Origin of the sequence: Rhodococcus yananensis (genome assembly GCF_020515525.1) — a bacterium.
GTDB classification, from domain to species: domain Bacteria; phylum Actinomycetota; class Actinomycetes; order Mycobacteriales; family Mycobacteriaceae; genus Rhodococcus; species Rhodococcus yananensis.
Map to the genome: position 1 here is coordinate 42,940 of NZ_JAIYEP010000024.1, position 11,869 is coordinate 54,808.

At 71.1% G+C, this 11,869-nt stretch carries 10 protein-coding genes and 2 riboswitches; of the genes, 4 read left to right on the plus strand and 6 right to left on the minus strand.

Annotation, left to right across the window (positions count from 1 at the left end):
• Positions 1–3: 3 nt before the first annotated feature.
• Positions 4–199: riboswitch (cobalamin riboswitch) on the minus strand.
• A 109-nt stretch (positions 200–308) separates the two neighbouring features.
• Positions 309–1,508, plus strand: coding sequence for a precorrin-6y C5,15-methyltransferase (decarboxylating) subunit CbiE (cbiE, locus tag LDQ05_RS08315; RefSeq protein ID WP_226436426.1), 1,200 nt, complete (start codon positions 309–311; stop codon positions 1,506–1,508).
• Positions 1,505–2,266 (plus strand): cobalt-precorrin-4/precorrin-4 C(11)-methyltransferase, encoded by a 762-nt coding sequence (locus LDQ05_RS08320; RefSeq protein WP_226436427.1) that lies wholly within the window; start codon positions 1,505–1,507, stop codon positions 2,264–2,266. The genes cbiE and LDQ05_RS08320 overlap by 4 nt, the downstream gene beginning before the upstream one ends.
• A 5-nt stretch (positions 2,267–2,271) precedes the next feature.
• Here the strand turns inward: LDQ05_RS08320 and LDQ05_RS08325 are convergent, their stop codons facing one another.
• Genes LDQ05_RS08325 through LDQ05_RS08345 form a run of 5 tightly spaced genes read right to left on the minus strand, consistent with a single transcriptional unit; the run spans position 2,272 to position 6,605 of the window.
• Positions 2,272–2,736 (minus strand): MarR family winged helix-turn-helix transcriptional regulator, encoded by a 465-nt coding sequence (locus LDQ05_RS08325; protein WP_226436428.1) that lies wholly within the window; start codon positions 2,734–2,736, stop codon positions 2,272–2,274.
• Positions 2,733–3,341, minus strand: coding sequence for a T3SS (YopN, CesT) and YbjN peptide-binding chaperone 1 (locus LDQ05_RS08330; RefSeq protein ID WP_226436429.1), 609 nt, complete (start codon positions 3,339–3,341; stop codon positions 2,733–2,735). The genes LDQ05_RS08325 and LDQ05_RS08330 overlap by 4 nt, the downstream gene beginning before the upstream one ends.
• A gap of 17 nt (positions 3,342–3,358) precedes the next feature.
• A complete protein-coding gene (locus LDQ05_RS08335) occupies positions 3,359–4,876 on the minus strand; it encodes a precorrin-2 C(20)-methyltransferase (protein WP_226436430.1) in 1,518 nt (505 codons plus the stop codon).
• The gene (locus LDQ05_RS08340; RefSeq protein ID WP_226436431.1) at positions 4,873–5,523 is read right to left on the minus strand and encodes a precorrin-8X methylmutase; all 651 of its coding nucleotides are present in this window, start codon (positions 5,521–5,523) and stop codon (positions 4,873–4,875) included. Before LDQ05_RS08340 ends, LDQ05_RS08335 begins: the two co-directional genes overlap by 4 nt.
• Positions 5,520–6,605: a ferredoxin-like domain-containing protein gene (locus LDQ05_RS08345; RefSeq protein WP_226436432.1), complete on the minus strand. Its 1,086-nt coding sequence runs from the start codon at positions 6,603–6,605 to the stop codon at positions 5,520–5,522. Before LDQ05_RS08345 ends, LDQ05_RS08340 begins: the two co-directional genes overlap by 4 nt.
• Before the next feature lie 37 nt (positions 6,606–6,642).
• A riboswitch (cobalamin riboswitch) is annotated at positions 6,643–6,836 on the plus strand.
• Between the two features lie 53 nt (positions 6,837–6,889).
• Here LDQ05_RS08345 and cobN point away from each other — a divergent pair.
• On the plus strand, positions 6,890–10,486 hold the full coding sequence (gene cobN / locus LDQ05_RS08350) for a cobaltochelatase subunit CobN (protein ID WP_226436433.1): 3,597 nt from the start codon (positions 6,890–6,892) through the stop codon (positions 10,484–10,486).
• Positions 10,483–11,238: a precorrin-6A synthase (deacetylating) gene (gene cobF / locus LDQ05_RS08355; RefSeq protein ID WP_226436434.1), complete on the plus strand. Its 756-nt coding sequence runs from the start codon at positions 10,483–10,485 to the stop codon at positions 11,236–11,238. The genes cobN and cobF overlap by 4 nt, the downstream gene beginning before the upstream one ends.
• Here the strand turns inward: cobF and LDQ05_RS08360 are convergent.
• Positions 11,208–11,750: an Rv2732c family membrane protein gene (locus LDQ05_RS08360; RefSeq protein WP_226436435.1), complete on the minus strand. Its 543-nt coding sequence runs from the start codon at positions 11,748–11,750 to the stop codon at positions 11,208–11,210. The genes cobF and LDQ05_RS08360 overlap by 31 nt on opposite strands.
• Between the last annotated feature and the right edge of the window lie 119 nt (positions 11,751–11,869).

The window sequence follows — 11,869 nt, forward strand, 5'->3', positions numbered from 1 at the left end:
ACAGTCGGCAACCGCTCGAGGGCCGGTCTTCGGACTTCCCGGTCGAGCGTCGCGCGACGACCTTCCCGGACCGGACGGTCCAGTGGTTGCGCTCGCGCGCATCGTCGGCGACTCCCGGGTCACCGCAGCGGGCCTGTGCCGGATTCGCACCGGCTTCCCGATCATCCCCGTGAGGGGCACCTTCGAGGAGTGTTGCCGCCGCCGAGTCTATCCGCACCGGTCTCGGCGGGACCCGCCGCCCACACGCCGGGGTGGCACGCCCGCAGGCCGGAGCATCACGTTCTGCCCGCACGCTAGGGTTCAACGCCATGGGACCACGCATCACCGTCGTCGGGATCGGCGCAGACGGCTGGGCCGGCGTGCCGGCGGCCGTCCGCGACCGGGTGCTCGCCGCCGACGTGCTGCTCGGGGGCTCCCGTCACCTCGCCCTGGTGCCGCCCACCGACGCGGTCCGCGAACCCTGGCCGTCGCCGCTGCTCACCGGGCTGGACGAACTGCTCGCGCGCCACACCGGCACGGTGGTGGCACTCGCGTCCGGTGATCCGCTCGTCTCCGGGATCGGCACCACGTTGATCCGCCGGCTCGGCGCCGCTGCCGTCGAGGTCATCCCCGCCGTGTCGTCGGTGGCGTTGGCGCGGGCGCGGATGGGGTGGTCCGACGAGGAGTGCGACACCGTCACCCTCGTCGGTCGCGACCACGCCGCGTTGCGGCGGTACCTCACCCGCGGGCGGAAACTGATCGTGCTCACCTCCACCGGGGCGAGCGTCGCCCCGATCGCCCGGATGCTCGTCGACGAGGGTTTCGCCGAGTCGCGGGTGGCGATCCTCGGTGATCTCGGCGGCGACGAGACCCGTCGCGACTCGTCCGCCCGCGAACTGGTCGATGCGACGGGCCCCGACCTGAGCCTGCTGTGTATCGAATGTGCCGGATCCGCAGGATATTCCACGGTTCCGGGGCTACCCGACGACGTGTTCGACCACGACGGTCAGATCAGCAAACGCCCGATCCGTGTCGCGGCGGTGTGCGCGTTGGCGCCGCGCCCCGGCGAGTTGCTGTGGGACGTCGGTGCGGGGGCCGGATCCGTCGGGATCGAATGGGCACGGACCGATCCGCGGTGCCGCGCGATCGCGATCGAGAAGGATCCCGTCCGCGCCGACCGGATCGAGCGCAACGCGGCGGCACTCGGGGTTCCGACGGTGCGTGTGGTGCGCGGTGGTGCCCCGGAAGCGTTGACCGGCCTCGACGTCCCGGATGCGATCTTCGTCGGTGGTGGCGGGAGTCGTGCCGGTGTTCTCGAATCGTGCTGGGCGTCTCTGCGCCCCGGTGGCCGACTCGTCGTGCACGCGGTGACGCTCGAGACCGAGGCGGTGCTCGTCCGGTGGTTCACCGAGCACGGCGGGGAACTCGGCCGGATCTCGGTGGAGCAGGCCGCACCGATCGGAACGTTCACCGGGTGGCAGTCGATTCGCCCGGTGGTGCAGTGGGTCGTCGTGAAAGGCGAGAAATGACAGTCCATTTCGTGGGATCGGGGCCGGGTGCGGCGGATCTGTTGACGCTGCGCGCGGCGAACCTGCTCCGGGGCGCCCCGGTCGTGCTGTACGCGGGTACCTACCTCGATGCCGAGATCCTCGCGCACTGCCGCGACGACGCCGAGCTCGTCGACACCCGGCATCTCGATCTCGACGCGATCACCGAGCACCTGGTGGACGCGCACCGGCGGGGGCTCGACGCGGTGCGGTTGTGTTCGGGTGACCCGTCGCTGTACTCGGCGCTCACCGAGCAGACCCGTCGGCTCGACGCCGTCGGGATCCCGTGGGACGTCACCCCCGGTGTGCCCGCGTATGCGGCGGCGGCGGCGACGCTCGGCGCGGAGTTGACCGTGCCCGAACTCGTCCAGACCGTGGTGCTCACACGCACGCAGGCCCGGTCGACGGCGATGCCCGACACGGAGGCGCTCGTGCGGGTAGCCGGGTTGCAGGCGAGTCTCGTTCTGCACCTGGCGATCACCCGTATCCGTGTGCTCGCCGAGGAGCTCGCCGGCGAGTACGGTGCCGACTGTCCGGTCGCGGTCGTGGCGTTCGCGTCACGCCCGAACCAGTTGGTGCTGTGCGGGACTCTCGCCGACATCGCCGATCGTGTCGAGGGGGCGGGGCTCCGGCACACCGCGGTGATCCTCGTCGGGCGGGCGTTGGCCGTGCGGGAACGCAACGATGTGGCGTGTTCGCACCTGTACGACCCGGCTCGGGAGCGGCACCGGGACGGGTGAAGACGTCAGCGGCGCAGACCTCGATGGTGCTCGACGAGCCGTTGCAGCAGGTCGAGCAGCCGAGCCGACTCGTCGGGGCCGAGCGCACCGACGAGCGAGTGCTGCGCGGCGCGCACACCTGCGTCGAGCCGGTCGAGTCGTGCCCGCCCCTCCTCGGTCAGCTGGGAGAGTTTGCGGCTGCCGTGCGCCGGGTCGGGGGAGCGGGCCACGAGACCGTCGGCCTCGAGCCGGTCGAGGACCCCGGAGACGTCGCTGCGGTCCATCGCGAGTCGGCGTCCGAGCGCCGACTGGCTGATCGGGCCGAGCTCGGCGAGCCCGGCCAGCACGGAGTAGTCGGCCCGCTCGGCCGTGCCGATCTCACCGACGACCAGGCGGTGCGAGTCCGCGGCGAGCAGTGAGATCAGCCAGGTGGGGGCATCCCAGAGTCGTCCGGGCGGAACGATCCGCCCGAACTGGTCCTCGGTGTTCACTGCGCCGCTGAACCCTGGGCGGACGGATCGCCGACGGGAATGGTCGCGCCGAGCGTGTCGTCTCCGCATCCGCAGTCGTCGCATCCGCACCCGTCGGTCCCGGCGTCGCCGCACGGACCGGAATAGGTGACGTCGTCGGCGTCGCAGTCGAGAACGCCACCGAAGCGCGCCGCGAAGTCGTCGTCGAGTTCGTGGGTGAGGGCGTGGATCTCCTCGACGAGGTTGATCAGGTGCTGCGGCGCGAAGGGGTCGGCGTCGAGCAGGGTCGACACGAGCAGGTGTCCGCGGTCGAGGACGAACCGCAGACGCGGCCAGCTCTCGCCGAGTTCGAGCAGCGCGGTCGTCGACTCCGGGCTCTCCGTGACCTCGTCGAGCACCGACGTCCACACGTGCAGCTGAGGCCCGTCCTCCGCGACACCGACGTACACGCCGAATCCGTGTACGGGGATCGCGATGTCGCCGTCGTCGTCGACGTCGGGGGAGTCGGAGAGCAGATCGGCCAGCGCTCGCACCGCCAGATCGCGCAGCTGGTCGCGACTGTCGGTGGCGACGGCGTAGGCGCCGTCGAGTTGCAGGGGCTGATCGGGGGATGCGTGCTCGGTCACGCGTCCACAGTACGCGGCTACCCGACCGAACGTCGCGTCCACACCTGCCCGCTCGCGGTCACCGAGGTGCCCTCGGCTCCGACGATGAGCAGGCATTTCATGTCGATGCTCGCCGGATCCAGTTTCTCGAGGGTGGTCACCTCGAGGGATTCGGCGGGTCGTCCGACGTCCCGTCCGATCACTACCACGGTGTCCGGGCGGCGATGCCGGAGCAGAACGGCCTTCGCGTCGGCGACCTGCGTGGTCCGCGACCGGGACGCCGGGTTGTAGACCGCGAGCACCAGGTCGGCCTCCGCGACCGCGGTGAGCCGGCGTTCGATGACGTCCCACGGCTTGAGCCGATCCGACAGGCTCATCACCGCGAAGTCCCCGCCCACCGGTGCGCCGGCCCGGGCGGCGACGGCCTGCACCGCCGACACCCCGGGCAACACCCGGATGGGAACCGTCGCGTACTTCTCGTCGCCCGCGGCTTCGAACACGGCCGATGCCATCCCGAACACCCCGGCGTCGCCACCGGAGACGACGGCGACCGTCTCCCCGGCGAGCGCGAGATCCAGCGCGAAACGGGCGCGGTCGATCTCGACGGTGTTGCCCGTCGAGTGCCGGTGCAGCCCCGGCCGGACCGGAACCCGATCGACGTACGGGCCGTAGCCGACCACGTGGTCGACGCCGGCGAGTGCTTCCGAGACCTCGGGGGTGATCCACTTCTCGTCGGCCGGTCCGAGGCCGACGACGAGAAGTTCCTGTGCCGCAACGGGTTCGGTGGTCGATGTGGTGCCGGGCCGCGACCGGTCGGCGACGTGCCGGTTGCGCGGTGCCCGGTCGCCGGGGGCGAGGACCACCGAGAAGTACGGCACGGTGGACGGATCCACGTCGGCGGCCGGTACCACCCGCTGCGCGTCCATGGACGCCCGTTCCACGTACAGCGCATCGTCGAGCCGGCCGGACTGTGCGAGCGCGCCGCGGACGGCGTCGAACGTCCGGCCCAGTTTCATGATCACGGCGCCGTCCGTGTCGGCGAGGCGCCGCGCCAACTCGGGTTCGGGCAGGGTTCCGGGCAGAACGGTGAGGACGTCGGTGCGTCGCACCAGCGGCTCGGCGGTCGCGGCCGCCGCCGCGGAGAAGGACGTCACGCCGGGTACGACCTCGGCCGGGTAGGCGGGGGCGAGCCGGTCGTGCACGTACATGTACGAGCCGTAGAACAGCGGGTCCCCCTCGCACAGCACCACCACGGTGCGGCCCGCGTCGAGGTGTGCGGCCAGGCGGTTCGCGCAGTCGTCGTAGAAGTCGGCGATCGCGCCGTCGTAGCCGCCGGGGTGGTCGGTGCTGCCCGTCGTCACCGGGTACACCAGGGGTTCCTCGAGCACACCGGCGGGGATGAGGTCGGCGGCGATGCCCCGCGCGATGGACCTCCCGTGGGTGCCGGAGTGGTAGGCGATCACGTCGGCCTCGCCGATGAGGCGGGCGGCCTTGCGGGTGATCAGTTCGGGGTCGCCGGGTCCCAGACCCACGCCGTAGAGCCGTCCGGTGGTCATTCCCGCTCCTGTGCCAGTGCGTTGAGCGCGGACGACGCCATCGCCGATCCGCCGCGTCGACCCCGCACCGCCAGATACGGAATCTGCAGTCGGTGCGCGATCAGCGCCTCCTTGGATTCTGCCGCCCCGATGAACCCGACCGGGACCCCGACGATCGCGGCGGGCCGGGGCGCGCCGGCATCGAGCATCTCGAGCAGATGGAACAGGGCGGTCGGGGCGTTGCCGACCGCGACGACCGCGCCGTCGAGGCGGTCCTCCCACAGTGACACCGCCGCCGCCGACCGGGTCGTTCCCCACTGCCGCGCGAGTTCGGGGACGCGGGGATCGCCCAGCAGGCAGAGCACGTCGTTGTCGGCGGGCAGTCTCCTGCGCGTCACCCCCGCGGCGACCATGTTCGCGTCCGCGAGGATCGGGGCGCCGGCCTCGAGTGCGGTCCGGGCCGCGCTCACCAGGCCGGGGTGGATCGCGAGGTCGCGGGCGAGGTCGGTCTGGCCGGAGGCATGGATCATGCGCACCGCGATCTTCTCGGCGTCGGCGGGGACGGACGTGAGATCGGATTCGGCGCGGATCGTCGCGAACGAGCGCACATAGATTTCGTCGCCGTCGGTCTCGTACTCGTAGCGGCGGGGCGGGGGAGTGGGTGTCACTGTGGAACTCCTGTGTGCGTCGAGCCGTCGGCGAGAACGAGACTGTGCGGGGAATTCGGTGCGCCGCAAGCACGTTCGCAACCGACGATGTGCACGCGCGTGTGCGGTGCACCGGCGGCGACGGTGCGGCGGGCCAGCGACCGCGTGTCACCCCGGGCGAGGTTACACCCGGGCGCGCCGGTGCACGCCGTCACCCGGGGCCACGCCGAATCGCCGGTCAGGACGAATCCGGCGTCGTGCAGTGCGCCGGTGTCGGTGCCGGCGGGTAGCACCAGCGAACGCCACGGTGTGACGATCACGTCGCCGGGCAGCACGGAGACCATCGCCGGGGTGAGGATTCCGAGCGGCACCAGCGCCGACACCGCACCGCCGAGGTCGCCGTACTCCATCTCGGTGGCCCGAATCGGGGGTGCGGTTCCGGTGCCGCCGAGCTCCGCGCCGCGGCCGGGCAGTTGCCGCACGTGCCACAGCGTGCCGCGGACGCGGGTGAACCGCACCGCGCAGGCGATCAACTCCTCGACGACCTCGGTCAACGGCACGGTCGGACCGGCCCGTGGGCCCACGGTCACCCGCGCGGTGTTCTCGTCCACCGCGACCGCCCCCAGATCGCAGCGCAGGGCGGCGACGTCGCCGCGACCGTCGTCGAATCCGAACAGGAACCGGCCGGGCAGGTCGGCGAGCTCGGGCCGTGCGCACAGCGCTACGTCGAGCTCGCCGGGAAGCGCGCGTACGTCGGCGAGGCCGCCGACGAGACCGGACAGCGGTGACGCCACGATGTTGCGCACCCGTTCGTGGGTCGCGGACGGCAGGAAACCCGCGTCCGACACGGTGCGGGTCAGCCCGTCGGGCACCGCGCCGCACTCGTCGAGTGTGATGCCTCTGAGCTGCAGGTTTCCGCGGGAGGTGAGGTGGATGTCGCCGTCGGCGAACTGCTGCGCCGCCGCCGAGAGCGCGCCGAGCGCCCCGGCGGGCAGCCGGCCCCCGGGTGCGCGCAACCGGATCAGTGCACCGTCGGCCGCGACGAACGGTCGCAGCAGACCGGGGCAGCGGTCGGGGGGAAGGTCTGGCGGGACGTGCTCCACGGGGCCACATGGTTGCACATCCCGGAAATCGGGTGCGTTAGGCTGTGGACGCCGTGGTGTACGGGAAGCCGGTGGAAGACCGGCGCGGCCCTCGCCACTGTGAGCGGGTAGTTGCTCACCCTCGTCCGTTCCGGTCCGCCGGAACGGAGACCACTGGACGCATGTCCGGGAAGGTCGGTGCGGCAGCGGTGATCCGTCAGCCAGGAGACCGGCCACGGCATGTGTAGTCCACGAGGGTTTTGGAGACTGAACATGGCCGTGTGCCTTTGGTTTTGCGGTGCGTCGTGACGCGCCTCGCTCTGCTGTCGACGTCCGACACCGACCTGCTGTCGGCCCGCGCGAGCGGCGTCGACTACGCCGTCGGCAACCCGGCCCGGCTCGACGTGACCGGCGAACTCCCCGCCCTGATCGACGGCGCCGACCTGGTGATCGTCCGGATCCTCGGCTCCGCCCGCACCTGGCAGGACGGCCTCGACGCGGTGCTCGCCCGCGGCGTGCCCGTCGTCGTCCTCGGCGGTGAACGCACCCCGGACGCCGAACTGATGAGCCATTCGACGGTGCCCATCGGCACCGCCGCCGAGGCCCACCGCTATCTCGCGCACGGCGGCCCCGACAACCTCGCGCAACTGCACGCGTTCCTGTCCGACACCGTGCTGCTCGGCGGTGAGGGATTCGAACCGCCCGTCGAACTGCCCGAATGGGGTGTGCTCGACCGACCGGCCCCCGCGGACGAGAACCTGCCGCGGGTCGGTGTGCTCTTCTACCGCGCGCACCACACCAGCGGAAACGTGCAGTTCGTCGACGATCTCGCCGACGCGATCGACGCGACCGGCACCGCGCGGGCCACCGTGATCCACTGCGCATCGCTGCGCGGTGCCCCCGACGATCTGCTCGCCGAACTGGGCACCCTCGACGCGCTCGTCGTGACCGTCCTCGCCGCGGGTGGCACCACCCCCGCCGCGGTCGGTGCGGGCGGTGAGGACGAGTCGTGGGACGTCGGTGCCCTCGCCGCCCTCGACATCCCGATCCTGCAGGCGCTGTGCCTGACGTGGAGCCGCGACAGCTGGGCCGACTCCGACGACGGTGTGTCCCCGATGGATTCGGCCACGCAGATCGCCGTGCCCGAATTCGACGGGCGCATCATCACCGTCCCGTTCTCGTTCAAGGAACTCGACGCCGACGGTCTGCCCCGCTACGTCACCGATCCCGAACGCTGCCGTCGCGTCGCGGGGATCGCCGTCGCCCACGCGAAGCTACGGCACACCCCGCCGGCGCAGCGGCGCGTCGCGATCATGCTGTCGGCGTACCCGACCAAGCACTCCCGCGTCGGCAACGCCGTCGGACTCGACACCCCGGTGTCGGCGATCCGGCTGCTGCGGGCGCTGCGCGACGCCGGCTACGACCTCGGGGACGGCTTCCCCGGCATGGACGTCGACGACGACACCGACGCCGGGAACACCCTGATCCACGCGCTGATCGACGCCGGTGGCCAGGACGAGGAATGGCTCACCGCCGACCAGTTGGCCGGCAATCCGGTGCGGGTGACCGCCGATCAGTACCGCACCTGGACCGCGGACCTGCCCACCGAACTCGCCGACGCGATGACGCAGGCGTGGGGTGAGGCACCCGGTTCGTTGTTCGTCGACGCGGACGCGATCGTCCTCGCAACCCTGCAGGCCGGCAACGTCGTGCTGATGATCCAGCCGCCGCGCGGCTTCGGCGAGAACCCGGTCGCGATCTACCACGATCCCGACATGGCGCCCTCGCACCACTACCTCGCCGCCTACCGGTGGGTGGAACACGGATTCGGGGCCGACGCCGTCGTGCACCTCGGCAAACACGGCTCGATGGAATGGTTGCCCGGCAAGAACGCCGGACTGTCCGCGTCGTGCGCCACCGACGCCGCCATCGGCAACCTGCCGCTGATCTACCCGTTCCTCGTCAACGACCCCGGTGAGGGTGCGCAGGCCAAACGCCGTGCACACGCCACCATCGTCGACCACCTGATCCCGCCGATGGCGCGCGCCGAATCGTACGGCGACATCGCCCGGCTCGAACAACTCCTCGACGAGTACTCGAACATCGCGGCGATGGACCCGGCGAAACTGCCCGCGATCCGCGCCCAGATCTGGACGCTGATCCAGGCCGCGAAACTCGACCACGACCTCGGGCTCGACGACCGGCCGCACGACGCCGAATTCGACGACTTCCTGCTGCACGTCGACGGCTGGTTGTGCGAGGTCAAGGACGCGCAGATCCGCGACGGCCTGCACGTGCTCGGCGGTGCACCCGACGGTGAGGCCCGGGTGAACCTGGTGCTGTCGATCCTGCGTGCGGCGCAGGTGTGGGGCGGCAAGTCGCACGCCGTGCCCGGGCTGCGCAGCGCACTCGGATTGAAGCCCGACGCCCCGCTCGGCGAGATCGACGCCGTCGAAACGCAGGCCCGTGCCCTGGTGCAGGCCATGGAGGACGGCGGCTGGACGATCGACTCGGCCGCGGCCACCGTCGAATCCGTCCTCGGGCGTTCCGACGCGGAGGTCGCGAAGGTTCTCGCGTTCGCCGCCGAACAGGTCGTTCCGCGGCTCGCGCAGACCACCGACGAACTCGACGCCGTGCTGCACGCCCTCGACGGCGGGTACATCCCGGCCGGGCCGTCCGGATCGCCGCTGCGCGGCCTCGTCAACGTCCTGCCCACCGGTCGCAACTTCTACACCGTCGACCCGAAGGCGGTACCGAGCCGCCTGGCCTACGACACCGGTGTCGCCCTCGCCGACAACCTGATCGAACGGTATCTGGCCGACACCGGCGAATACCCGACGTCGGTGGGACTGTCGGTGTGGGGTACCTCCGCGATGCGCACCGCCGGTGACGACATCGCCGAGGTCCTCGCCCTCATCGGTGTCCGCCCCGAATGGGACGCCGAATCCCGGCGCGTCAAGGAACTGACCGTGGTGCCGCTCGCCGACCTCGGCCGGCCCCGCATCGACGTCACCGTCCGCATCTCCGGGTTCTTCCGCGACGCGTTCCCCCACGTCATCGGCATGCTCGACGACGCCATCCGGATGGTCGCCGCGCTCGACGAACCGGACGAGCAGAACTACGTGCGGGCCCACGCGCGGCGCGACGAAGCCGAGCACGGCGACGCCGACCGCGCGGTGCGCCGCATCTTCGGATCGAAACCGGGTTCCTACGGCGCGGGCATCCTGCAACTCATCGACTCCGGCAACTGGCGCACCGACGCCGACCTCGCCGAGGTGTACACGGCGTGGGGCGGGTTCGCGTACGGTCGCGGCGTGCACGGTGTGGCCGCCGCCGACGACATGCGCGCCAACTACCGGCGGATCGCGGTGGCCGCGAAGAACACCGACACCCGCGAACACGACATCGCCGACTCCGACGACTACTTCCAGTACCACGGAGGTATGGTCGCGACCGTGCGCGCACTGACCGGCACCGACCCGAAGGCGTACATCGGGGATTCGACGACGCCCGACGCCGTGCGCACCCGCTCGCTCGGCGAGGAAACCGCCCGCGTGTTCCGGGCGCGTGTCGTCAACCCGCGCTGGATCGCATCGATGCGCCGGCACGGCTACAAGGGCGCGTTCGAGCTCGCCGCAACCGTCGACTACCTGTTCGGGTACGACGCGACCGCCGGTGTCGTGCAGGACTGGATGTACGAGTCCCTCGCGCAGAACTACGCCCTCGACCCGGAGAACCAACAGTTCCTGCGCGAGGCCAACCCGTGGGCGCTGCGCGGCATCGTCGAACGCCTCACCGAGGCCGCCGACCGCGGCCTGTGGGCCGAACCCGACCCGCAGACGATGCAGGCACTGCAGCAGGCCTACCTCGACGTCGAAGGCGATCTCGAGGACCGCGCGTGAGGATCCGGCTCATCGGTATCGGCCCCGGTGGGCCGGACGATCTCACCGTCGCGGCGGTGCGGGCACTCGACAGCGTCGACGTCATCGTCGTCGCCGACAAGAATCGCGGCGTCGACGACCTCGTCGCCCTGCGCGAGGAAATCCTGGAACGCCACGCACCCGGCCGGCACCGGGTGGTCGTCGTCCCCGACCCGCCGCGTGACCGGGACCCGGCGTCGTACACGATGGCTGTGCAGGACTGGCACGCGGCGCGGGCCGAGAAGTACGAGTCGGTGTTGCGCACCGAGATCCGCGACGGCGAATCCGTCGGGTTCCTCGTCTGGGGGGATCCGAGCCTGTACGACAGCACGATCCGCGTCGTCGAGGACATCCGGGCGCGCGGTGTCCTGCACGTCGACCACGACGTGATCCCGGGGGTGAGCAGTGTTCAGATGCTCGCGGCCCGGCACCGGCTGGTGCTCAACAGGATCGGCGGATCGGTCACCGTCACCACGGGGCGTCGGTTGCTCGACGACGCGGCGGCCGGACACGACGATCTCGTCGTGATGCTCGACGGGAAGCTGACCTGTCGCGAACTGACGGGCGACTGGGACATCTGGTGGGGTGCGAATCTCGGCACGGGCGACGAGCAGCTCGTCGCCGGCCGGCTCGCCGAGGTGCTCCCCGAGATCGAAAAGGCGCGGTCGCGGGCGAAGAACGCGCGCGGGTGGGTGATGGACGTCTATCTGCTGCGGCGCGTCGAGGCGTCGTAGAGTCCCGACCGGATCAGCGGGGGTCGTTCGTGCGTGTCGGTGGGGGACCTGCTGAGCACCACCGGTAGCCACTGCGAGGTCAGCGCGACCATCGACACCCACGCCAGCACCATCCCGATTCCGGGGGCGTGCGGACCGTCGACGATCATCCCGGCCTGCGACCAGTAGCCGAACAGCCCGAACAGCGAACCGAGGCCGCAGCCGAGCATCGCCGCGGACGCGAGTCGCCAGCTGCGCCGCATCAGCGCGATCGACGACACGATCACCCCGAACACCGTCGCGAGCGTGACGAACATTCGCAGCGGCATGGACACGGGGGCGTCGCCACCGAACCAGTCGGCGAGCGCCGTCCACGACCACTGCGTCGACGTCAGCGGCAGCATCAGCCCGATGGCCAGCAGAAACACGAGTCCGGCGAGCACCCGTCGTCGCTTCCCGGCGTCGAACTCGCCCGCGATCTTCTTCTCGATCCGCGCGAAGTCGTTCCGGTACGCCGCCAGGTTCTCAGCCACGCGGATGCCTCCTCGTTCCGTGCTCCCGGTCGCCGACTGTCCGGGCCCAAGGTCCCATTATGCCCCCACCCACCACCTGGTCGCCGGGCTTGAGAGCCTGCTCGATCTTGCGGGAGTTG